General features: G+C 64.2%; 23 protein-coding genes. 12 read left to right on the forward strand and 11 right to left on the reverse strand.

Annotated elements, in window-relative coordinates; genetic code table 11:
• Positions 1–212 precede the first annotated feature (212 nt).
• Together BM345_RS28055 and BM345_RS28060 are read right to left on the reverse strand one after the other, a co-directional pair.
• Complete coding sequence (locus BM345_RS28055; protein WP_093386718.1) at positions 213–383, reverse strand: DUF1289 domain-containing protein; 171 nt, start codon at positions 381–383, stop codon at positions 213–215.
• Positions 380–820 (reverse strand): carboxymuconolactone decarboxylase family protein, encoded by a 441-nt coding sequence (locus BM345_RS28060; RefSeq protein WP_093386721.1) that lies wholly within the window; start codon positions 818–820, stop codon positions 380–382. The genes BM345_RS28055 and BM345_RS28060 overlap by 4 nt, the downstream gene beginning before the upstream one ends.
• A 110-nt stretch (positions 821–930) precedes the next feature.
• Here BM345_RS28060 and BM345_RS28065 point away from each other — a divergent pair, with 110 nt between their 5' ends.
• Positions 931–1,935 (forward strand): AraC family transcriptional regulator, encoded by a 1,005-nt coding sequence (locus tag BM345_RS28065; protein WP_093386724.1) that lies wholly within the window; start codon positions 931–933, stop codon positions 1,933–1,935.
• Between the two features lie 16 nt (positions 1,936–1,951).
• Here the strand turns inward: BM345_RS28065 and BM345_RS28070 are convergent, their stop codons facing one another.
• From BM345_RS28070 to BM345_RS28090, 5 genes are all read right to left on the reverse strand, one after another.
• On the reverse strand, positions 1,952–2,980 hold the full coding sequence (locus BM345_RS28070; RefSeq protein ID WP_093386727.1) for a YeiH family protein: 1,029 nt from the start codon (positions 2,978–2,980) through the stop codon (positions 1,952–1,954).
• A gap of 57 nt (positions 2,981–3,037) precedes the next feature.
• Positions 3,038–4,033 (reverse strand): Bug family tripartite tricarboxylate transporter substrate binding protein, encoded by a 996-nt coding sequence (locus BM345_RS28075; RefSeq protein ID WP_093386732.1) that lies wholly within the window; start codon positions 4,031–4,033, stop codon positions 3,038–3,040.
• A gap of 31 nt (positions 4,034–4,064) precedes the next feature.
• The gene (locus BM345_RS28080) at positions 4,065–5,120 is read right to left on the reverse strand and encodes a beta-keto acid cleavage family enzyme (protein ID WP_093386734.1); all 1,056 of its coding nucleotides are present in this window, start codon (positions 5,118–5,120) and stop codon (positions 4,065–4,067) included.
• 232 nt (positions 5,121–5,352) lie between these two features.
• Positions 5,353–6,198: a tetratricopeptide repeat protein gene (locus BM345_RS28085; RefSeq protein WP_139237644.1), complete on the reverse strand. Its 846-nt coding sequence runs from the start codon at positions 6,196–6,198 to the stop codon at positions 5,353–5,355.
• Positions 6,195–7,142, reverse strand: a complete 948-nt coding sequence (locus tag BM345_RS28090; protein ID WP_175545184.1) for an MlaD family protein — start codon at positions 7,140–7,142, stop codon at positions 6,195–6,197. Before BM345_RS28090 ends, BM345_RS28085 begins: the two co-directional genes overlap by 4 nt.
• Positions 7,143–7,376: 234 nt before the next feature.
• Between BM345_RS28090 and BM345_RS28095 the strand changes: the two genes are divergently transcribed.
• The 7 genes from BM345_RS28095 (at position 7,377) to BM345_RS28120 (ending at position 12,931) form a co-directional block, all read left to right on the forward strand.
• The gene (locus tag BM345_RS28095; protein WP_093386741.1) at positions 7,377–8,630 is read left to right on the forward strand and encodes an acyl-CoA dehydrogenase family protein; all 1,254 of its coding nucleotides are present in this window, start codon (positions 7,377–7,379) and stop codon (positions 8,628–8,630) included.
• An 11-nt stretch (positions 8,631–8,641) separates the two neighbouring features.
• Entirely contained in the window at positions 8,642–9,574 is a 933-nt protein-coding gene (locus tag BM345_RS28100) for a 3,5-dioxohexanoate:acetyl-CoA acetone transferase (RefSeq protein WP_093386743.1), read from the forward strand.
• A 346-nt stretch (positions 9,575–9,920) separates the two neighbouring features.
• Positions 9,921–10,322, forward strand: coding sequence for a GreA/GreB family elongation factor (locus BM345_RS28105; RefSeq protein WP_093386746.1), 402 nt, complete (start codon positions 9,921–9,923; stop codon positions 10,320–10,322).
• A 98-nt stretch (positions 10,323–10,420) separates the two neighbouring features.
• On the forward strand, positions 10,421–11,488 hold the full coding sequence (locus BM345_RS28110) for a universal stress protein (protein ID WP_254790037.1): 1,068 nt from the start codon (positions 10,421–10,423) through the stop codon (positions 11,486–11,488).
• A 7-nt stretch (positions 11,489–11,495) separates the two neighbouring features.
• Positions 11,496–12,293, forward strand: coding sequence for a universal stress protein (locus BM345_RS28115; RefSeq protein WP_093386750.1), 798 nt, complete (start codon positions 11,496–11,498; stop codon positions 12,291–12,293).
• Positions 12,294–12,356: 63 nt separating this feature from the next.
• The gene (locus BM345_RS29935; protein WP_139237646.1) at positions 12,357–12,647 is read left to right on the forward strand and encodes a hypothetical protein; all 291 of its coding nucleotides are present in this window, start codon (positions 12,357–12,359) and stop codon (positions 12,645–12,647) included.
• Entirely contained in the window at positions 12,647–12,931 is a 285-nt protein-coding gene (locus tag BM345_RS28120; RefSeq protein WP_175545185.1) for a hypothetical protein, read from the forward strand. Before BM345_RS29935 ends, BM345_RS28120 begins: the two co-directional genes overlap by 1 nt.
• Positions 12,932–13,364: 433 nt before the next feature.
• Here BM345_RS28120 and BM345_RS28125 read toward each other — a convergent pair whose 3' ends face one another.
• Complete coding sequence (locus BM345_RS28125) at positions 13,365–14,282, reverse strand: MBL fold metallo-hydrolase (protein WP_093386755.1); 918 nt, start codon at positions 14,280–14,282, stop codon at positions 13,365–13,367.
• 1,002 nt (positions 14,283–15,284) lie between these two features.
• Positions 15,285–16,205, reverse strand: coding sequence for an aminotransferase class IV (locus BM345_RS28130; protein WP_093386758.1), 921 nt, complete (start codon positions 16,203–16,205; stop codon positions 15,285–15,287).
• A 77-nt stretch (positions 16,206–16,282) separates the two neighbouring features.
• On the opposite strand from BM345_RS28130, the gene BM345_RS28135 reads away from it, so the two are divergent.
• A complete protein-coding gene (locus BM345_RS28135; RefSeq protein ID WP_175545186.1) occupies positions 16,283–17,071 on the forward strand; it encodes a TetR/AcrR family transcriptional regulator in 789 nt (262 codons plus the stop codon).
• Positions 17,072–17,114: 43 nt separating this feature from the next.
• Here BM345_RS28135 and BM345_RS28140 read toward each other — a convergent pair whose 3' ends face one another.
• Positions 17,115–17,576, reverse strand: a complete 462-nt coding sequence (locus tag BM345_RS28140; protein WP_175545187.1) for a hypothetical protein — start codon at positions 17,574–17,576, stop codon at positions 17,115–17,117.
• A 309-nt stretch (positions 17,577–17,885) separates the two neighbouring features.
• Between BM345_RS28140 and BM345_RS29940 the strand changes: the two genes are divergently transcribed.
• Both BM345_RS29940 and BM345_RS28145 read left to right on the forward strand, forming a co-directional pair.
• Positions 17,886–18,116, forward strand: a complete 231-nt coding sequence (locus BM345_RS29940) for a hypothetical protein (protein ID WP_139237650.1) — start codon at positions 17,886–17,888, stop codon at positions 18,114–18,116.
• 161 nt (positions 18,117–18,277) lie between these two features.
• Entirely contained in the window at positions 18,278–19,195 is a 918-nt protein-coding gene (locus tag BM345_RS28145) for a cation diffusion facilitator family transporter (protein WP_093386767.1), read from the forward strand.
• 172 nt (positions 19,196–19,367) lie between these two features.
• Here BM345_RS28145 and BM345_RS28150 read toward each other — a convergent pair whose 3' ends face one another.
• Entirely contained in the window at positions 19,368–20,330 is a 963-nt protein-coding gene (locus BM345_RS28150) for a LysR family transcriptional regulator (protein ID WP_139237651.1), read from the reverse strand.
• Between the two features lie 167 nt (positions 20,331–20,497).
• On the opposite strand from BM345_RS28150, the gene BM345_RS28155 reads away from it, so the two are divergent.
• Positions 20,498–20,845, forward strand: coding sequence for an aldehyde dehydrogenase family protein (locus BM345_RS28155; protein WP_093386772.1), 348 nt, complete (start codon positions 20,498–20,500; stop codon positions 20,843–20,845).
• Positions 20,846–20,907: the final 62 nt, after the last annotated feature.

The following is a 20,907-nucleotide window of genomic DNA, read 5'->3' on the forward strand; positions in this document are numbered from 1 at the left end:
TGCCCCCCAACTCCTGATCGTCGATCGGCTCAGGCGGAAAGCTCGCGTAGCACTTTCTTGTTGATCTTTCCGACACTTGTTCTCGGGATCTCGGAGACGAAGGTGATGCGTCCGATTCCGGGACGGCGAATTTGCTGATCGTCTTCGACTCGACGTGCCCCATCAGCCCACAGTTCCTCGGACGCTTCGGGCTTCCAGGGTTTGGCTGTCGTTCAAACGCGCAGTTCGATCAGATGGAGCACTTCGGCCTTCTGCTGCTCGGTCATCCGCGGCCAGGCGCCGATCTCCAGCGCCGTTCTCTTGCATCCCTGGCAGAACTTCCCGCCCTGATCCATTCGGCAGATGTTGATGCAGGGGTCTGCAACGGGAGGGTCCTGGCTCATCGCCGTGTGCCTAAAGAAGGATTGGCAAAGTGTTCCGCGGGGAGCGCCGTGCTCGTGCCCTTCGCGTGCAGGGCAAGCTCTTCGAGCAGGATCGGTGCACCCAGGCTCATCGTGTGGATCCCCAGCACGCTGACGCACTGCAGCACCGCGTTGATCTCTTCCTTGGTGGCACCGAGTTCCAGCGCCTTGCGAATGTGGCGGCGTACGCCGGGTCCGTACAAGTGGGTGCATGACGCGTCGACCGCGATGGCGAGGAATTCGACGATCTTGGCGTCGAGCACGCCCGACACCATGGGCGCGACGCCCATGGCCATGAATTTCTCGGTCCACTGCGCATCGAGCGTGGCAAAGGCATCCCAGTCGGGATTCCAGTTCCCGGTGCTGCGCATGCGGTCGCAGACGGGTGTGGTCGAGCGGGTGTTGTCGTGTTGTTGCATGGCTTCGTCTCCTGCGGCTGGTTCGATTGCGTATTGTTCCGGGAGAGGACTTGTTCTGATTGACCAGCAGTGACACGCGTTTAACCTTGGGGGACACCACGCACCCACTCATGTCGAATCTCGTTCGCAGCGCCAGCCTGACCAACTATGCCGAGGTGGCGCGTGAGGCCGGCCTCGATCCGCTGGCTCTGCTCGCCGATGTGGGCCTCAACCCGGCCTGCCTGCACGACCCCGACCTGCGGATTCCGAGCGGCGCGGTGCGGCGCCTTCTGGAGACTTCGGCGAACGCCAGCGCGATGGACAACTTCGGTCTGCGCATGGCCGAGACACGGCTTCTGTCGAACCTCGGTGTGGTCGCGCTGGTGGCGCGGGAGGAGCCCACGGTGCGGCGCGTGGTGCGGGCGATGCTGCGCTACAGCCATTTGCTCAATGAATCGGTCTACGCGAAGCTCGAGGAGGACGAAGGCGTCGCAGTGATCCGCGAAGAGTTGATCCTCGGCCATGAGGGCTCTTCGCGGCAGGCGACCGAGCTTCTCGTGGGCGTCATGTTCCGCACCCTCAAGTATTTCCTGGGCCCCGACTGGAGCCCGACTCGGGTGTGCTTTACCCACGCAGCGCCGCGGGACCCCGGCCTGCACATTCGTCTCTTTGGCTACGTCGTCGCGTTCGGGCAGGACTTCAACGGGCTGGTCTGCAGCACGCGCGACATGGATGCGCCGAACCCGATGGCCGATCCGGTGATGGCACGCTATGCCCGGCAGATACTGGACGCCACCACCGCATCCGGCCGGCTGGACACGATCGGCAGCGTTCGGCACATCCTGCTCGTGCTGCTGCCATCGGGAGAATGCTCGATCGACCAGGTGGCGCAGCAGCTCGGGATCGACCGGCGTACCGTGCATCGGCGCCTGCTGCGCGAGAGCACCACGTTCACCGAGGTGGTGAACACGGTCCGACGCGAGATGGCCGTCCATTACCTCGAGGATGGCAAGCGCCCGCTGTCGCAGGTGGCCGAGTTGCTGGGCTTCTCCGCGCTCAGTGCCTTCTCGCGTTGGCACAAGCAGCAGTTCGGCGAGGTTGCCGGGCGGCGGCGCCGTTCGGACGCACGGACTTAACGGCCGAGCCTTTTTTTCAGCGGGCCAGGGCGAGGAACATGGCGACGAGGATCGCCAGGAACGCCGTCTCGCTCACCATCAGCACGATCGGCTTCAGGCCCACGGTGGCAAAGTCCTTCAGGTGTGATTTCATTCCGATCGCGGCCATCGAGACCACCAGCAGCCAAGTCGAGAGCGTCTGCAAGGCCTGCTGCAGGACCGCGGGGATCAGGCCCACGCTGTTGATGACGACGATCGCCGCGAAGGCCACCACAAACCACGGAAGAAGCGGTGGCTTGGGGGCGCTGCCCGGCTCGGCGACGTGGTGCTTGCGGTAGGACAAGGTGATCACGAGGATCACCGGCAGCAGCATCGCGACGCGCAACAGCTTGACGATGGTCGCGACATCGCCAGTCTCCTTCGACATTCCGTAGCCGGCGCCGACCACCTGCGCCACGTCGTGGATCGTGCCACCCAGGAAGATTCCCGCTTCCTGGCTGCCCAGGCCGAGCAGGCCGGTGACCATCGGGTAGAGCACCATCGCCAGCGTCGACAGTGTGCTCACACCGATGACCGTGAAGATGGTGGCGCGCTCCTTGAGCTTGTCGTCGTCGTGAACGGGGATGACCGCGGCGATCGCCATCGCCGCCGAGGCGCCACAGATGCCGACGGCGCCGCCCGTCAGCACGCCGAAGCGGCTGCGGTAGCCCATCAGGCGCGCGAGCCCGACGCCCAGGCAGATCGTCAGCGCGACCGAGAGCACCGCCATCGCGACCGGCATGGCGCCCAGCGCCGTGATCTGCCCGAACGTGATGCGCACGCCCAGGAGCGCCACGCCGATCCGCAGCAGCGTGCTTGCGCAGAACTGGATGCCCGGCACGCAGCGGCCTTCGGTCGACAGAAAGTTCAGCGCCATGCCCAGCAGCAAGGCGAACAGCATCGACGAGATGCGATAGTGGTCGGCCAACGAGATGGCTGCCACCGCTACCACCACCGACACCAGCAGGCCGTGGAAGTTCGTGCGGGCGGGCTTGCGCCAGCCGGCCAGGGTCAGAGATGGATTCATGGGATTGGGCTCTCGGCAGGATGTCGGGTGGTGGGACTCTTGTCGAGCGCGCTCAGCTCACTCCGGCTTGTAGTTGACCGAGCGCAGCACCTCGCCAACGCGCGCGGAATCGCTGCGCAAGGCTGTCGACATCTCGTCGGACGTGAGCGGCTGGCCGACCTCTTGACCTAGGTCCTTGAAGCGCTCGCGCAACGCAGGCTGCTGCAACACCTTGAGCGTCGCCTCCCGGATCCTTTGCTGGACTGCCGGGGGCACGTCGGATGCCGCGAACAGCCCGATCCAGCCGATCGCCTCGAGTTGCGGGAAGCCGAGCTCGGTGAAGGTCGGAACGTCCGGCAGAACGCTCAGGCGCTTGGGCGTGCTGACCGCATAGGCCTTGAGCTTGCCGCTCTTGATCATCGGCAGCGACGTTGCGACGCCATCGAACATCAGCGGCACATGTCCGCCCATCACGTCCACCAGGGCGGGCGGCGATCCCTTGTAGGCGACATGGGTCATGTCGAGGCCCGCAACCTTGGACATCTGCAGGCCCAGGACATGCGACAGCGTGCCGGCGCTGTACGACGCATAGCTGATCTTGCCGGGGCTGGCCTTCACATAGGCCACGAGCTCGTTGAGGTTCTTCGCCGGGAGCGCCGGGTTGCTGACCAGCACGAGGCCACTGCGCGCCAGTTCGGCGAGGGGCCGGATGTCCTTGAACGGGTCGTACTTGGGCTTGAGTGTGTGCGGCACCTCGCTGACCAGGGCATTGGGTGCGACAACCAGGGTGTGCCCATCGTGCGGCGACGACAGCAGGTCCTGCATCGCGATGCCGCCCAGGGCACCGGGCTTGTTCTCGACGATCACCGGCTGGCCGAGCAAGGGCGCCAGCCCCTCGGCGACCATGCGTGCCACCATGTCGGAGGTGCCACCCGCCGGCGCAGTGACCAGCAGGCGCACGGGCTTCTGTGGAAAGGCCTGCGCCCATGCGGAGGGTTCGGCAAGCGCCAGCGTGGCGCCAGCCAGCAATGAGCCATGGCGCAGTGCGCGGCCCAGATGTGTGATCAGGTTCATGTCTGTCTCCTGGGTTTGTTGATTGGGCGGTTCAGGCCGCGACGCGCACAGGCACGCCGCGCTGGCCCTGGACCCGGTTGGGCGGCATGCCCAGGCGCGCCAGCGTCTCGTCGGCGCCGCCCCAGGACTGGCCGATGCCGAAGATGCTGCGCGCCTCCGCGCCATTGGCCACTTCACGACGCAGCTCGCGCGCCTGGCGTACCACCATCTCGATCTGCTGCACGGAGGTCATGCGCTCGCCGTGCGGGCCGAACAGCGTGTCCTCGATGCCCACGCGCACATGCATGCCCAGCGCGATGGCCATGGAATTCATCGGGTAGATGTGGCGGTTGAGCGTCTCCAGCGTGAGCACCGCGCCGTCGGGCGTGCGGCGGGCGAACTCCAGCATGTCGGCCGGATGCAGGCCCGCCGAGCCGCCGCCGATGGCCACGTAGTTGATGTTCAGCGGGCCGCCGTAGACGCCGCGGCGCACCATGCGCAGGAGGCTTTCCAGGCCCGTGAGGTTGCCCAGCATGAAGTGCGGCTGGATGCCCTTGGCCACCAGGCGGCGGATGTGCTCCTCGTGCCACGACGGGTTGGAGGGCACGATCATGTCGCGATAGGCCGCCTGCACTGCCGGGTTGGCCAGCGAAGTGCCCGCCACGTCGGCCGCGGTCATCAGCTCCATCACGTTCATCTGCTGGGTGTTGACCGCCACCGTGACCTGGTCGGGCTTCGGGTCGAGTTCGGCCAGCATGTGGCGCGTGTCGTCGCTCATCCACTTGGCGGCCTGGCCTTCGCTCTCGGGGGCAAAGGAAATCGAGCCGCCCACCTGCAGGATCATCTGGGGAACCGCTTCGCGCAGGCGCGCCAGCATCTCGTTGAACTTGGACAGGCGCTTGCTGCCCTTGCCGTCGTCTTCGCGAACGTGCACGTGCAGCACGGTGGCGCCGGCGTTCCAGCAGTCCACCGCCTTTTGCACCTGCTGGTCCATCGTCACGGGGATGTCGTCGGAGTCGCCGGCGGCCCATTGGGGGCCGTAGGGGGCCACCTGGATCACCAGCTTTTGCTGGTTTTCAGGCAGCAGGGAATCGTCGAGGAAGTGCATGTGTGTCTCCAGGGAAGTTCAGGTCAGGCGCTCATTGTTCCGAGGAGAGACGCGAGCCAATTGACCTGGGGTGACATGCATTTACCCCACTGGGACACCCAGTACTAACCCCAGGCTTTGCGCTCTGGGTTGAATGAACGCGGCAGTCCGCCGGCCCGCGCGCCCTGGACGCCCTGGACGCCCTGGACGCCCTGGACGCCCTGGACGCCCTGGACGCCTTGGACGCCTTGGGTCAGGGCGCTGGGGCTGCCAGCAATCTCGCGGTGCGCCGGGATCCCGCTTCGTTCTTCGCCGCCACCGCCACGTCGTGAGCCCGGGTCCAGTAGTCTTTGGCGAGTTCCGGCCTGTCCATGGACGCCTGGCCGAGGAGCAGCAGATCCTGATAGATCTTCTCGCTCGCCCCGGCCGCCTTGTCCATCTTCAACGCTTCGTGAAGCAGCGGCACCGCCGCAGCAGGCGTCTTCATGGCGATGTAGGCGCTCGACTGCAAGCGCAGCGCGTTGGCCCTTTCCAGCGAATCCTCTTTGTCCAACGCGCCTTGCGCTTGCTGCGCGAGTCGCAACGCTTCCTGGGCGCGTCCCGCGTCCAGCGCCACATAGGCCTTCAGATTGAGTATCTTTCCCCTCACGCTGCAATGGCCGCCGCAGAGCACGCCAGCCCGGTCTAGCGCTTGTTCGGCACTGTCACGGTCGCTCGCCTGCACGGCCATGGCGCGCCGCAATGCGGCTTCGGCGCGTCGGTCGGCGCTGAACGCGAGGCGGCGCTCGTCCATCACCAGATCCAGTTGCTTCAAGGCCTCGTCCTGTAGCCCCATGCCCAGATAAACCATGGAGATGTTCAGACGCGTGGCTGCGATGGCATCGTCGTCCTCGATCGACTGGCCGACTTCGAGTGCTTGCTGGAAGAACACCAGCGCTCGCGGCAGGTCGCCGGCCTTGAAGCGGTCCATTCCCTGCGTGTTGTAGCCCTGCGCCCGGACATCCGCAGCAGAGCGCACGACCGGTGTGGAGCAACCTCCGAGCAGGCCGGCTGCCAGGACCCAAAAGGCGCAGGCCACCCCCCGGCGCATGCGGTTCATGGCGCCTCTCCCGGCAGCGGCAACCCACCGATGCTGTCGATCGGCAGCGACTGCGGTGTGGTCGACGTGCCGGTCAGCCAACTGATCGGCCAGGTCTGGCGCGCATTGCTCACCATCTGGTTGGTCTGCGTGGCCGCGGCCTGCACCTGGTCGAGCACGCCGGGCAGTCTTTCATGTGCCAACGCCGCCATGGCCTGCACCTCGGCGCTGGCCGCTTGCGAGCTTGCCGCGGCCTGCTGCATCTTCTCCATCACCGCCGGCGCGGCCTCCTGCACGACCCCAATGACGTGGCTGGCCTTTTCCAGCGTCGCGACGGCGCCGCTCTCGACGGTCTCGACGGTCTCTCGCGTCTGCTCGATCACCTGGTCCGTCTTCTCGGCGATGGCGGGCATCTTCGAAGCAAGGTCCTGGCCGGCCTTCAGCGTCTGCTGGAAGGGGCCCGCCGGGTCCTTCAAGCTTTGAGTCAACTCGCGCGCATCGGCGATCACCGGCGTCAGCGCGGCCTGAAGTTCCTGCGCAATCTGGTCGCCGAGCTTGACGCGTTCGAGCGCCAGCACTTCGCCCGAATCCACGGCTTGTGCGCCGCCGGGCGGTGGCACCAGGTCGATCGCCGGCTTGCCGATCAGGTGCTCGCGAACCAGTCTCGCCTGCGTTCCCTTCGGTATCTGCGACATGTATTCCTGGCGGATGCTCAGTTCGATCCGTGCACCCTCGTCACTGGACTGCGCTGGTGGCAGTGCAATGCTGCGAACGCTCCCGATCACCACGCCACGGGTCGTCACCCGCATGCCCTCGAAGATACCGGCTGCGTCGGGCGCCGCGACGTAGAGATGGTCCCGGCGGCTGAACACTCCCTGCTGGTAGGCGTAGATCAGCAAGCCGGCAACGATGGCGATGAGAGCGGCTACGGCAAAGGCCGAGCGTCTCGAAGGGGGAGTTGACATCGACATCCTCCTGCAAACGACGTGGTGAGAGGGGTGTAGCGAAGCGCGCTTTGCACTGTACCCCGCCAACGATGACGTCATCCAGCAGCTTTTCAGGACAGGTGCGGAGATTCCCGAGATGTCCCGAGAGGGCAACTCGATGTCCCGACCGGTCAATCGTCAGAGCGTCCCGGCGCGGACACTGGCTGTCGTGCGAATCACAGCGCCCACCACCCTCCACAGGAATCGAGAGACATGAACGCCAGAGACAACACCGTTGCACTGACACCGCAGGCGCCCGAGCGCCATCAGCCCAAGCTTTATCACGACCTGCTCACGCCCACGGAAACCCTGGCCATCCGCGAGGAGGTGCGCCGCTTTGCCAACGAACATGTTGCGCCGGTCGCGTGGGAAATCGGGCATCGCGAGGAGTCGGTCGAGAACTTCCCGCGCGAGCTCTTTCGCAAGATGGCTGATGCCGGGCTGTTTCGCATTCCCTTCGCGGCCGAGGTCGGCGGGCGTGGGCTGAAGCACCCGGCCTGCGCTACCGCCGTGCTCATCGAGGAACTGGCCTACCACTCGAACTCCGTCGCCGCCGTGGTCGACGTTCATTGCATCCTGGCCGGTCATGCGCTGGAACATGCATCGCCTGCGCTGCAGGAGCGCTACCTGGCGCCCCTGCTGGCTGGCGAGAAGATCGGCAGCTTTGCCACCACCGAGCCCGATGCCAGCACCGACCTGAGCATCAAGACGATGCAGACCTTCGCGAACCGCGAGGGCGGAGGCTACGTGGTCAACGGCCGCAAGCGCTTCATCACCAACGCGCCGGTGGCCGATTTCGTCGTGCTGCTGTGCGCCGAGGAAGGACGCATGACGGAGATCGTGATCGACCTGGATTCACCCGGCGTGCGCGTTGGCGCGCCTGATCGGAAGATGGGAAATCACGGCCAGTTGACCGCAGACATCTATTTCGACAACGTGCAGGTGCCGCCGGATAACGTTGTCGGCGCCGTCGGCGGTGGTCTCAAGATCGCCTTGCAGACCCTGACCTACGGGCGCATCGGCATTGCCGCGAGCGGCGTCGGCATGGCGCAGGCCACCTTCGACCACAGCGTCGAACGGCTGGTGACGCGGCAGGCCTTCGGCAAGAAGATCGCGCAGTTCCAGCACTGGCAGTTCAAGCTGGCCGAGCGCGCCACCGAGATCGAGAACGCGCGCAACCTCTACATGAAGGCAGCGCTGCGCATGGATGCGGGCGAGGCCTTTCCGGAGCCCGAGGCTGCCATGGCGAAGTGGTATGCAACCAACCTGGCTGCCGAGTTCGCGCGCGACGGCGTCCAGATCTTCGGCGGCTATGGCTTCATGGCCGAACTGGCGGCCGACGGCTCGCACTATCGCGTGGAGGAGATCTACCGCGACTGCAAGATTGCGGAGATCTACGAAGGCACGAACGAGATCCAGAAGCTGGTGATCGCGCGGGCGATCTTCGGCAAGGACATCACGGGTTGAAGGAGCAACACATGTATCCACAGAATGTCGTCATCATCAGCTGCGCCATCACCGGCGCGATCCACACGCCGTCGATGTCCCCGTACCTGCCGGTGACGCCAGAAGAGATCGCGGAGTCTTCAATCGCGGCGGCCAAGGCAGGAGCCGCCATCATCCATCTGCATGCCCGCGACCCGGTGACCGGAAAGCCGGACCAGCGCCCGGAGGCTTTCACGCCCTTTCTGGGGCGCATCAAGGGAGAGTGCGATGCAGTGGTCAACCTGACCACCGGCGGCTCGCCGTACATGTCGGTGCAGGAACGCATCCGGCCCGCGACCGTGCTGCAGCCCGAGGTCGCCTCGATGAACATGGGTTCGATGGGATTCGGCCTGTTCCCGATGCTGGACCGCTTCAAGGAATTCAAGCACGACTGGGAGCGTTCGTACCTGGAGGGCAGCAAGGACCTGGTCTTTCGCAACACCTACGGTGACATCGAGACCTCGCTGCGGGAACTGTCGGCCAGCGGCACGCGCTTCGAGTTCGAGTGCTACGACACCTCGCACCTCTACAACCTGGCCCACTTCATCGACCGCGGGCTGATCAAGCCGCCCTTCTTCGTCCAGACCGTGTTCGGCATCCTGGGCGGCATCGGCGCACACCCGGACGATGTCATGCACATGAAGCGCACCGCGGACCGCCTGTTCGGCAACGACTACCGATGGTCGGTGCTCGGCGCGGGCCGCAATCAGATGAAGGTGGCGGCCATGGCGGCGTCGATGGGGGGCAATGTGCGCGTCGGCCTGGAAGACAGCCTGTGGATCGCTCCAGGAAAGCTGGCCGAGTCGAACGCGCAGCAGGTGCGCAAGGTCCGCGAGATCCTGGAAGGGCTTGGCCTGCAGATCGCGACGCCGGCACAGGCGCGCGAGATTCTCTCGCTCAAGGGCGCCGGGAACGTCGGGTTCTGAGCCCCCCCACGACCCGCGTTGGCTACTCAGGGTGCCCGTGGTGCCTTTCTGGCAGAGGCTGTGAGGACATTGGCGTCAGCGGTTGCAGTAAAAGCCAAATCGCCTAGACTTCCCTGCATGACCACCACCCTGCTTTGCACCCACGTCGCCTTGGTTGCGCTGCTTCTTGCGGCCACCTACGCGCGGGCGCTCGCAAAGAAGGTTTGTCGTCAGCAGACGCCAGCACATTCCTAAGCCCGGCGGTCCGCTCTTCTCCCTTTCAGCGCAACCATCCACCGCCGGGCACAAACCTCGCGCGGTCGCGAATGCCGGATTCAAGGGCATTCGCATTCGATGGAGTGCTGCAATGCATGCAATTGGTCACGGCGAGCGCACGCTCACCGATCTTGATTTCTCCCGTCTCTCGAAACTGCCGAGCCATCAGCTTCCGCCCTCCCTCGCGGATCTGCTCGCTTGCGCGGAGGTCACCAGCTCCCGCACCGTGCATGCAGATGTCGTCACGATGTATTCGCGCGCGGAAGTCGTTGACGTGCACACGCGCCGGCGCCAAGTGCTGACGATCTGCTATCCGGGAGATGCTGAGCCTGCAGCGGGCTTCATTTCGGTCCTATCGCCAGTCGGCAACAGCCTCTTGGGCCTGAAGACCGGCGATGTTGCCCGGTGGCTCACGCCCACTGGCGAGGAGTGCGCCGCCGAAATCGCGGCCATCCGATACCAGCCAGAAGCGAGCGGCGACTACGCCCGGTAGTCAGACCCAAGCTCGTTCCTAGGCTCGCAACCGAGCCACTCTGTTTGCCCCGCGTTCCCGTAGTCGCGATGTCGCGCACTGGAAGGCGGGCGCTAGCCATGTCGAAAGGTTTTGCCATGCCCCCCCGCACCCTCCTTGCCGTGACTGATTTTTCCCCTCGCGGAAACAACGCGCTGTCGCGCGCAGCCCTGCTCAGCGCGCAGCACGGTGCCACGCTCAAACTCGTCTACCTTGCCTACCCTGGCGAGGCTCCACTTGCAGACGCCGCCACCAGGCTGGCCCACCATGCTTTGCAGCTCAGCCAGCGCCATGGGATTCGAGCATGTGCTGTGAGCCGCCTTGCCTTCACAGTCGAAGACCTTCTCCCCGAAGTCCGGCGCGCTGACCTGGTCGTATGGGGCACTGCTCCGGTAAGAGGTCTGCGGTCCTTCTTCATGGGCAAGCCGGTTGAACGGTTCCTTCGAGCCGCCAGGCGGCCCGTTCTCGTCGTTCGACGCGAGGCCAAGCATGACTATCGCAGCCTCATCGTTGCCGTTGACTTCACGCAAGCATCACGCGCGCTTGTGGACGTCAGCTTTGCTCTGAACAAGTCGGCCCAGGTCGAGCTCTTCCACGCAGTGAGCACAGCCAACGAGGGGAAGCTCCGGTATGCCGAGGTTTCGGATCACGCCATCAAGGCGTACCGAAACGCGTGCCGGCGCTACGCGCAGGACAGGATGTTCTGGCTGACGGATTCTTACGACTCCAGGCGCAATCGTGTGCTGTCCGCTGTCGGGCACGGCGATGCCGCCAGGCAAACCGTCGTGCAGCAGGAAAACAGCGGCGCTGAACTCATCGTCGTTGGCAGGCATCCGTCGACGCGACTGAGTGACCTGTTCTTCGAAAGCACCGCCAATCGCATCCTGGGCCTTTCAAGCACCGACGTGCTCGTGGTGCCGCACGACTACGAGCCCGCCTCCGTTGCAAGCGCCGTCGAGAGGCTTTCATCCGACTCGCCGGCAGTGCGCAGGGTCAGAGCCGGTGCGCCCGAGCCCCCTGCCCTGCCCAATCCGGCGGCGGTGTTCGCTCGCGCACCCGAACTCGATCAGGCTGGGCCGGGTGAGACCGCACGACGCCAGAGCACCTTGCTGTCCTTCGGATGGAGTGCTGCGGCCATGGGCCGCTAGGAGATTCATGGTGAACCTTCATTCGATTCTCGCGCTCACCGACTTTTCCCCGCGGGGCGAAGTTGCAGTGCTCCGGGCAGCGCTGCTTGCCCAACAGCAGCGCTGCTTGCTCAAGATCATGCATGCCCCGCCTGACCTCCAAGGCGCCGTCCATGCAGATGCCTGGCGGGGGGACGTGAGGCGTCTCGCCTCTGACATCCACACGCGCTTTGGCATTCTCGTGAAAGGCGTTGCCGACAGCAGTGGACATTTCCAAGCGGTTGCAGAGGAGGCTCGGTGGGTGGACTTGCTGGTAGTCAGCCAGTTCTGGGAACGATCAGCTCAAGCGTTCTTCTGCGGCCAGCCCGTTGAACGGCTGCAGCGCATCGTTTCTTGTCCAATCCTGCTTGCACGGCTGGAAGCGATTCGTAGCTACCAACGAATGCTGGTGGCGATCGACTCCGCACCCGATTCCGGAAAGCTGTCGCAAATGGCCCGCTCGCTTGGCCGAAATGCTGAACTCGAGCCGATCCACGCGTTGGACCCCACGCTCAAGTCCAAGTTGCATGAAGAAGTCGTGCACGACGTAGAACTTAAGCAAAGGCACTCCAATGCCGAACTCATTGTGGTCGGCAAGAACAGGCGTCGCGGCTTCTCTGATTTTGTCTTCGGGAGCGCGGCCCACCGCGTGCTGCGATGGTCGAAGTGTGACGTGCTATTGGTACCCCACGATCTGCGCATTGAGCCAAGGCCCGGACTGGACGCGCCATCCGCCGCTGAGCGTGTCCATGCGACAGCCAGGAACCCGATGAGGAGCAGCGGATGAAAAGCCATATCGACGTCGCCAGGCTCGTCAGGGTCGGACCCCGGCTTCGAAGAGGAGATGTGAATGTTCTGTAGCGACAGACTTGCCCAGTATCCATTGCGGCAATCGCTTCTTGCGGGCGCACAGGGACTTCGGATCTTCGAAGCGCGCGGTGTGGTGGACTGGCTTTCACGTCCGGATTGCTATCTCGTGGTATGCGAAGGCCGGGGCGGGCAGATCTACGCCGCCAATGAGCGCTTCCTGGAAGAGGCGCAGCATCTGATTGGGAATGCGCACGGCGCGAAGGTCGTCTTCCGCAAGCCCGGGTTCACGCCTACATGGACCGCGAGTCGAACGCTTGGGTGGAGCCTGTGATGTTTCTGCGCATCAAGGTTCCGCATGCTTGCGCTCGTGATGTTCTAGCGGAGCTTGGTGCCCGTGAGGTACGGATTCTGGAGCAAGACATGCAGGCGTATGACCTGGTGATTCGAGCGGAGGGCCGCCTCGTCAATCTCCTTGGATTGGCAAGCATGGTCGATTCATTGAGCCGCGGTTCTGCCGCCTTCTGGACCTGGCTGGAGCGGTATGAACGAGCGATGACGACCCCATTCGAGCCTGTTCACGGTCGCCTTGTGGCGCAGTCTGGCCAGGCGATATGAAACTCGCTTCGCCGAACTTCGCAACAAGCAACTTGGCTATCTGGGCCGTGATGTCGCGCCCGACGATCTGGATCGGTTGGAAACCCGGATGTTCTTGCTCCCGAAGAAACTGTCGCTGGCACGGTTCCACGCGGCAGTCGGAATGCAGGCTGGCGCACGCTGAGGTGAATTGATCTCAATGGGGTGACCCTTGGGCATCCCCCGGGGTATCAAGTCAGCCGCCAAGCATCCTCGTCGCCCCGGCCTCAGGGAGTTCGAAATAGAAGCTCGAACCGCGGTCCGCGTTGGCGACAGCCGCGAGATCGCCCATCGTCGTGACCGGTTCGCATGGGCGAGATCCGTCTCTCGCGCGCTCGCCCCATGCGTTGAACCAACCACACGAACTGATCTGCACGGCGCGAACCGTTGGCAGACCAGTCCCTGCTCAAGGGGGTCAGTAGTCCCAGATGACCGGCACCCAACGGAAGGCGTCTCCGTCAAGCGCCACGCGGCCGACGGACGGGAACGGCAGATGGGCGGCAACCAGAAGCCCGCGGTTTTCCGCCAACTCGCGGAAGAGACCAACCCGAACCCGAGTCGCTTCCTCAGGATCGTGTTCAAAGCCGTTCTGCCAGTCGGGGTGATCGAATGCGACCGGGAACATGGCGTCGCCCGCAAAAGTCAATCGCTCGCCGTTCGAGATCAGATCAACTACGCTATGACCCGGGGTATGCCCGCCGGTGAGGCGGACGGTCACGCCCGGTGCAACCTCATGCTTGTCCTCGAAGATCCGCAGCCGGTCGCGGTACTCGTTGTAGAAGCTGGTCGCGGTCTCCCTCAACACGGGCGGCACTGGCTTGGGCATGACGGTGTGAGAGAAGTCGGGTGAGGTCCAGAACTTGACTTCGGCGGCGGCAACGTGGATGCGCACGTCCGCGCGCAACCGCTCCTTGACCTCGGGGACAAGCAGTCCACCCACATGATCCATGTGCATGTGGGTGATGATCACGTCGGTCACGTCCTCGAGTTGGATGCCGGCGGCATCCAGTCGCCGCGGGAATTGCCCGGCACGCGGGAAGCCCGGGAACTGGCCTCCCAGGCCCGCATCGATGAGGATGGTCTGGTCTGCGCTGCGAGCCGCCATTACGTTAAGCGGCCAGTCGAACTTGTCAGGAGGCATGAACATATGGTCCAGCCACTTCGCAAGGTCGGCCGGATCCACATTGGTGGCCATGGTCGAGGTCGGCAGCGGAAGCACGCCATCGCTGACCACCAGCGCGTCGATATTGCCGACCTTCAACGCGTAGCGTGACGGAACAAGATCGCTGGGATCCTGGATCGCGCGTTGCGAGGTGTTTTCTACAGATAGCATTGTGATTTCTCCAAGTGAGGGCCCGATTGCCCAGGCCGAAGCGGCCGTGTGACTGGCCGCGGATCGCCGTCCGACATCCTGGTTGTCGGGCACGGATCACGGCGAAAGGCCGGATGACGCTTAGCGTAGATAGGATGGGTGTGCGGCAGTAGGTCCGTCAGCGGGCGCACGGTGATGCTTGGTACGCACCAATCAGGGCCGTTAAGAACGATCGAGGCCGACAAACTAAAACTGCGCTCCATGACCGGCAGGGGGTGCGGTTCTTTGCTCCCTCCGCCATTGCGCAGCCATGTCAAATGACATCCACCCTAGGGGCGTCCTACGAACCAAAGCGAAACGCGGCTACTTTCCTCGCGATGTGTCTGCCATAGATTGGATGCGGAGCGCTGTTGCTCCATTCATCAGGAGACCGCAATGTCCAATCAACCAGGTCAGAACAGCCCCAGCCAACCGGGCAACAAGCCAGGTCAACCAGGGCAACAAGAGCAGAGCGATCCGGGAAGGCGGCAGCCCGGGCAAGGCAGCCCCAATACGCCTCAGCAGCCCGGCCAAGGCCAAAAGGGCTAGGGGAAGACTGAAACTGCGAAACTCGGAAGCCGTCGCTCGTGGCGGCTTTTTTTCATGAAGCTCAAGGCCTCGAAGTTCAAGCGTTTGGTCGTCGTATGCGCCGACTGCGAAAACAGGCCGGACGGTCCGCGACTTGTCGACAGCAAAACTGCCTCCAAGCACCTGCGCAGCCTCAGCGCGGATTCCCCCGTACGTTGCCGCGTCACGCGCACACGGTGCCTGGGGCTTTGCCCACACAAAGCTCTGGCTGTCTTGGCTCTGGGAGACGCGCTGCCTGCCATGAGTGCAGAGATCAAGGACGAGGCCGACCTGCAGTTGCTTGCCCGCTACGCATTCGGTCCTGGACACAGCGCCCCTGCAGCCTCCGATAGCAAGCGAAGTCCCTGAATCGAGGCAGGGACGCCGTGCCCGTGCGGGCACTCAGGAGGCAGGCTGTCAGGCCCCGTAGTCAACGGGGTCGTTGAACGCCGGCTCTTCATGCATGGCCCAGTAGCCTTCGTAGATCCGTTGGGTGACGGGGCCGGGAAACGCCGGCAATCGCTGCCCGTCGATTCTTGCGATCGGCAGCACGCCGCCACCGCTCGAGGTGAGGAAGACTTCATCGGCGTCGCGCAGCAGCGCCACCGGCAGGGGCTCGATGCGCAACGGGATCTCGAAGCGTTGGCACAACTCGATGGCGGTGCGCCGCGAAATGCCCTCGAGAACGCCCTTTGCCGCGGTGTGCACGATGCCGTCCTTGACCGCGAAGACATTGAATCCGGGGCCTTCGGTGACGTTGCCCGCTCCGTCCACCACGCAGCTGGTGTCGTGGCCGCGGTCATACGCGTCGAACATGGACTGCACCAGGTCCATCCAGTGGTAGTTCTTCACCGTCGGGTCCGCCGACTCGGGCGAGATTCGAACGCGCTCGCTCACGTGCAGGTCGATGCCGGCGAGTTGCTTTTCACGCGACGCAATCCAGACGTAGGGCAAGGCATAAGCGTAGAAGCGGTTCTGCGCCTGGCGCGGATCGCGGGCACCGCGCGGGGGAACTCCCCGAGTACAGACCATTGCCACGTAGCTGTCCTGCAAGCCGCCGGCGCGGACGCAGCCGTGGAGGATCTGGCGCAACTGGGCGCGGTCGTAGGGAATCGCGAGATGCATCTTGCGAAGGCTCGCGAAGAAGCGGTCCATGTGCGCATCCAGGCGGAAGAAGCTCCCGTGCCAGGTGGTCGCGACGTCGTAAGTCACGTCCGAGCGGGTGAAGCCCCAGTCGAACATCGAGATCTTGGCCTCCGACAGCGGGGCATACGTGCCATCGATGAAGACGCAGCCGCCATCGAACTGATGGACCGGGGGCCTGGGCGAGAGGTGCATGTCTGGACTCCTTGCGAATAAATTGTACGTTGTTCAATTATGAATTGAACCGCGTACAATAAACCATGTCAACTGCCTTGCCCAAGTCCAGAGCGAAAGCGTCGCGCACCCAGCGGGGCCGTCCGCGCGCCAACTCTGCGCAACACACGCTGGGAAGGGAGCGCATCCTGCAGGCGACGCTCGAGCTGATCGACGAGAAGGGACTGGCCGCATTCGGCATACGGGACTTGGCGTCTCGGCTCGGCGTCTTCCCAGCCGCCATCTACTGGCACGTGCCCAACCGCGATGCGCTGGTCGCCGGGGCCATCGGCATTGCGCTTGCAGGCGTTGGCGAGGGCCTGCCGGCTGGCAACTGGCAACTGCGGCTTGGCGCGCTGATGCGGCAGTTCCGCGCCGCGCTGCGAAGACATCCCGCGTTGGCGCCAGCGGTGGCCAGCCAGCTCGCGTACAACGCCGCCTTTGACGCAACGCTCCTGAACGAGGTTGTGGCAGCGTTGGAAGATGCCGGTTTCGAAGGTGACGCCCTTGTCGACGCCTTCAATGTCGTCATCGGCGCGATGTGCGGTTTCGCGACCCTGGAGCTGTCGACCGCGCCTGTCGAAGCCGCAGGCGATTGGGAGGCTGCATGTTGCGAACAGGTCGACACCATCGATGCACAGCGGTATCCAGCGCTAGGACGGAACGCGCATGCGCTGCGCAATCGCGCCTTCCTGCTGCGGTGGTCGAGCGGTGAGGAACGACCACTCGATAGCGGCTTCGACGCGTGGATCGACGTCGTGCTGAGCGGCCTGGAGGCACGCAGCCAGGCACTGCGTTCAACGCAGTCGAAGCGCAAGAAGCTGGCAAGCCCACGAGGGGCCGGCTAGCGCCGACAAGCCCACGCGGCTGCTTTTCTTGCCGCAGGCGAGGTCAATCCGGCGACTGCGGCCCCCAGTATTGCCGCACGTCCTTGCCGTAGGCTGCCTTCTCGAAGGCCTTGCCCTGCTCTCCCGCGCTCAGTTGCTGATCGTCCTGGAAGTCGCCCCAGTGCACCATCTCGTGTAGCAGGGTCGCCTCGATCAGAAGATGCATCCGGGGGTCTGCAGCGTCCTTGGCCGAGCCCTCGAAGCGGTCGCAGATCGTCATCGAGAGGAAGACGATGCCCGGGTACTTGTTGCCGATGAAGATGCCGTTGTCGGCAGGCAGGTAGCGGTACTCGATGGTCGGCGGGTTGCCATGCTGCAAGGCGCGCTCGGAGACCTTCTCGTTCAGCTGGGAATACTTCTGGAAGGCCCTGAAGACCTTCTGCTTTTCCCTGACCTTCGGGATGTTGTCGCAGATCCAGGTCGCAAGACGCGGATACTGCTTGACGAAGCCTGGCGCGACGATCATGCGGTCCCCTTCCTTGATGAGACAACGAGCGCACGGAGGAAGTGACATTCTTGCACCTGAGCCCGCTGGGGCAACCCCCCGCCCCCCGCCGACGAGCATTCGCAAGACGGTTACATCTTTCGTGATCCGAACGCCTCCGCAGCCGCGTATACGCTGAGCGATACCCTGCCTGTCGCATTCCTTTTCTTGAGGAGCCCTGTCATGAGAGTTTTCGCAGCCGGAGTTGTGGCGATGTGTCTTGGGGCGTCCGCTTACGCCCAGCAGAATATTCCAGGGTCAAACGTCCCTCCCAATACGCCCGGGTACACCATGGGCAAGTCGGAAGACGCTGCAGAGCGCAGGAAGCAGGCCAAACCCAAAGGCCAGGTGCGGCCTGAAGGCGGCGACGCCGCAAGAAGCGTCGAGATCAGCGGCGTTCCCAATGACCGCGGCGCGGTCGCCGGAGAGAAGCGCAAACAGTCGCGCGACGCCCGCCGGCCGAACGCGCGACCGACGACTCAGGGCGGAACGCCGGACGACCCTTTGGCGCCCGCGAAATAGGTTGATGGCGAGGCCACTGCGGGTGGCGCGCGCTCACTGAAGGCTCGCCGGACGCGGCCCAGCGGGGCACCGCCAGCCCCCGCCCGGTCCACTGCCTCGCGCGGCGCCGATGCCGCACGGCTCCTACGCGCATTGCCCGAGCCGGCGTGCATAGTCGGCGCATGACCGACGAATCTCCCATTGCCATCTATGGCGCCATGGCCGCCAACGTCGCGATTGCGGTGACCAAGTTTGTCGTTGCGGGCATCACGGGCAGCTCTGCCATGCTGTCCGAGGGCATTCACTCCGCCGTCGACACCGTCAACGGAGTTCTGCTGCTGGTCGGCCTGCGGCTGAGCAAACGGCCAGCCACCGCGGAGCATCCCTTCGGCCACGGCAAGGAACTGTATTTCTGGAGTCTTATCGTCGCGGTGCTCATTTTCGGACTGGGCGGCGGCGTTGCGCTCTACGAAGGCATTCACCACATCCGCAATCCCGAGCCGATGACCGATCCGACATGGAACTATGTCGTCCTGGCGTTGGCCGCCCTCTTCGAGGGCACCAGCTTCGCTATCGCGCTGCGCCAGTTCCTCGGCCAGATCGACAAGCGGCCCTTCTGGAATGCGCTGCACGCGAGCAAGGATCCCGCCACGTACACCGTGCTCGCCGAAGACGGTGCTGCACTCGTCGGCCTCCTGATCGCCGCGGCGGGTATCTATGCCAGCCATCGCTTCGACATGCCCGAACTCGATGGGGCCGCATCGATACTGATCGGCGTGCTGCTGTGCGGCGTGGCGGTCTTGCTGGTGCGCGAATCTCGGGGCCTGCTGATCGGCGAAGGCATCCGGCCGGAGACGGCGCGCGCCATACGCGACATCGCCAAGGCCCAGCCCCATGTACGGGCAGTCGGGCACGTGCTCTCCATGTACATGGGGCCGGACGAGGTGCTGGCGGTGATCGACCTGGATTTCGATCCCGATTGCTCGACGGCGGACGCAGCGCAGGCAATCGGCGTCATCGAGAAGGCAGTGCGTGAACGGTTTCCGGTCATCAGGCGGCTGTACATCGACGCTGGTGCGCATGGCGTGCCAGCGGCGTGAGGGCAGCAAGGGCGAGCCTTGTCGATAACCCTGCTGCAACCAAAACCCGCCGAGGCGGGAAAGCCCTGCAGGCAAAGCAGGAGATCATCAGATCACTCAGTCTCTCAGGTCTTGTGGAGAGTCAGAGTTCCTGCCCCCTTGGGTGCGGGGATTTCTCAAGACGAACGAAGCCCTAAGGGGAGACCGTCACACGACTTGACAGCCCTGAATGACGACTGTCGGAAACGCCGGTGACCGTTCTGAGTGCGTCGACGAGCATTTGCGCGGAGGGCGACAGGCCGGGCGCTGTGCGCCACCAGACGCCCAGTGGGCGATCGGTTCTCGCCAGCTCCAGCGGTAGGACCTTGATCAGCCCCGTACGTGCCTCCACGTCGGCCAGGTGTTGTGGCCATACAGTGATGAGTTCCGTCGTGAGGATCAGCGCACGGTTCGTCAGGAACGACATGGATTCGACAGTGGCCACGGGCGCATCCATTCCGGCTTCGCGAAAGGTCGCATCGAGTTGTCGCCGCATGGACGTTTCGTGCGGAGGAAGAACCCATCCGTAACCTTCGAGCATGTCCAAACGAAGACGTGCCCTTCTGCTCAAGGGATGATGCGCGTTCACGATCAGGCGCGCACGATCCATCCCCAGCACTTCCTGACTGATGTCTGCCGGTCGCCGCCGGCTTGGAAGCCGGCTTGTCATCAGGTCCAGATCGCCACGGCGCAAGAGCGTGGTCAACCAGTCGTGCTGACCTTCGATCACCGTCACCTTCAAACCTGGCTGGCGCTCCAGGACAATGGTCAATGCGGCCGGAAGAATGCCGCCGGCAGTGGACGGCAGGGTACCGACTGTGACGCTGCCATGCCCTTCACGTAGTTCGGTCACCTCGCGATCCGCATTGCGAAGCTGCGTGATGATGGCCCGCGCATGCCGCACGAGGACCTGGCCGAAGGGCGTTGGTACCGAGCCTCGACTGGTGCGCGTGAAAAGCGCCGCTTCGGTCAGCGCCTCCATCTCCTGAAGCGCCTTGGTCACCGCCGACTGCGTCATGTTGAGGCGCTCGGCTGCGCGCACGAGGCTTCCCTCCCGCTCGATGGCATCGGCCAGGCGCAAATGGCGCAAGGAGATGCGCTGTTCCCAATTCGGCATGAACACCAACCTTTTCTAATTCGCGCGCGCCAAGACCCGCAGACGAGGCGAGCGCCAAGCCATGAATTATCTTCAAGTCAATGATAATGGAATTCACTTTTTGGAATTCCTGTGGAGTGCCATAGTGCCCTCGGGATGAATGCCCGTCCCGCAAGGATTGCACTCAAATGATCGACTACCCCGACCTCCAGCTCTACATTGGCGGCGCCTGGCGAAAAACGCATGGCGACCTGCCTGTGGTCAACCCCGCGACCGAACAGGAAATCGGTCGCCTGCCGAGCGCCCGAACCTCGGACCTGGACGACGCGCTCGACGCGGCCGAAAAGGGTTTTCGGGTGTGGCGCCGCACCGCGCCCGTCGAACGCGCGGAGGTGCTGCGAAACGCAGCACGCCTGATGCGCGAGCGTATCGACACCATTGCGCACGCCATCACACTCGAGCATGGCAAGCCGCTGCCGCAGGCACGCCTGGAAGTGATCCGGGGTGTTGATTTCCATCTAGAAGTGACCCACTAACCCCGGCGATTTCCATCTAAATCTGACCCACGTAAGAACCCTAACCTGCTGCCTTTTGCGGC

The organism is Variovorax sp. OV329 (assembly GCF_900114785.1).
Taxonomy (GTDB): Bacteria; Pseudomonadota; Gammaproteobacteria; order Burkholderiales; family Burkholderiaceae_C; genus Variovorax.

Bases quoted from the DNA above. Each gene is read 5' to 3' on its own strand.
- BM345_RS28055 (WP_093386718.1), bottom strand. From the start codon at position 383: ATGAGCCAGGACCCTCCCGTTGCAGACCCCTGCATCAACATCTGCCGA.
- BM345_RS28060 (WP_093386721.1), bottom strand. From the start codon at position 820: ATGCAACAACACGACAACACCCGCTCGACCACACCCGTCTGCGACCGC.
- BM345_RS28065 (WP_093386724.1), top strand. From the start codon at position 931: ATGTCGAATCTCGTTCGCAGCGCCAGCCTGACCAACTATGCCGAGGTG.
- BM345_RS28070 (WP_093386727.1), bottom strand. From the start codon at position 2,980: ATGAATCCATCTCTGACCCTGGCCGGCTGGCGCAAGCCCGCCCGCACG.
- BM345_RS28075 (WP_093386732.1), bottom strand. From the start codon at position 4,033: ATGAACCTGATCACACATCTGGGCCGCGCACTGCGCCATGGCTCATTG.
- BM345_RS28080 (WP_093386734.1), bottom strand. From the start codon at position 5,120: ATGCACTTCCTCGACGATTCCCTGCTGCCTGAAAACCAGCAAAAGCTG.
- BM345_RS28085 (WP_139237644.1), bottom strand. From the start codon at position 6,198: ATGAACCGCATGCGCCGGGGGGTGGCCTGCGCCTTTTGGGTCCTGGCA.
- BM345_RS28090 (WP_175545184.1), bottom strand. From the start codon at position 7,142: ATGTCAACTCCCCCTTCGAGACGCTCGGCCTTTGCCGTAGCCGCTCTC.
- BM345_RS28095 (WP_093386741.1), top strand. From the start codon at position 7,377: ATGAACGCCAGAGACAACACCGTTGCACTGACACCGCAGGCGCCCGAG.
- BM345_RS28100 (WP_093386743.1), top strand. From the start codon at position 8,642: ATGTATCCACAGAATGTCGTCATCATCAGCTGCGCCATCACCGGCGCG.
- BM345_RS28105 (WP_093386746.1), top strand. From the start codon at position 9,921: ATGCATGCAATTGGTCACGGCGAGCGCACGCTCACCGATCTTGATTTC.
- BM345_RS28110 (WP_254790037.1), top strand. From the start codon at position 10,421: ATGTCGAAAGGTTTTGCCATGCCCCCCCGCACCCTCCTTGCCGTGACT.
- BM345_RS28115 (WP_093386750.1), top strand. From the start codon at position 11,496: ATGGTGAACCTTCATTCGATTCTCGCGCTCACCGACTTTTCCCCGCGG.
- BM345_RS29935 (WP_139237646.1), top strand. From the start codon at position 12,357: ATGTTCTGTAGCGACAGACTTGCCCAGTATCCATTGCGGCAATCGCTT.
- BM345_RS28120 (WP_175545185.1), top strand. From the start codon at position 12,647: ATGTTTCTGCGCATCAAGGTTCCGCATGCTTGCGCTCGTGATGTTCTA.
- BM345_RS28125 (WP_093386755.1), bottom strand. From the start codon at position 14,282: ATGCTATCTGTAGAAAACACCTCGCAACGCGCGATCCAGGATCCCAGC.
- BM345_RS28130 (WP_093386758.1), bottom strand. From the start codon at position 16,205: ATGCACCTCTCGCCCAGGCCCCCGGTCCATCAGTTCGATGGCGGCTGC.
- BM345_RS28140 (WP_175545187.1), bottom strand. From the start codon at position 17,576: ATGATCGTCGCGCCAGGCTTCGTCAAGCAGTATCCGCGTCTTGCGACC.
- BM345_RS29940 (WP_139237650.1), top strand. From the start codon at position 17,886: ATGGGCAAGTCGGAAGACGCTGCAGAGCGCAGGAAGCAGGCCAAACCC.
- BM345_RS28145 (WP_093386767.1), top strand. From the start codon at position 18,278: ATGACCGACGAATCTCCCATTGCCATCTATGGCGCCATGGCCGCCAAC.
- BM345_RS28150 (WP_139237651.1), bottom strand. From the start codon at position 20,330: ATGCCGAATTGGGAACAGCGCATCTCCTTGCGCCATTTGCGCCTGGCC.
- BM345_RS28155 (WP_093386772.1), top strand. From the start codon at position 20,498: ATGATCGACTACCCCGACCTCCAGCTCTACATTGGCGGCGCCTGGCGA.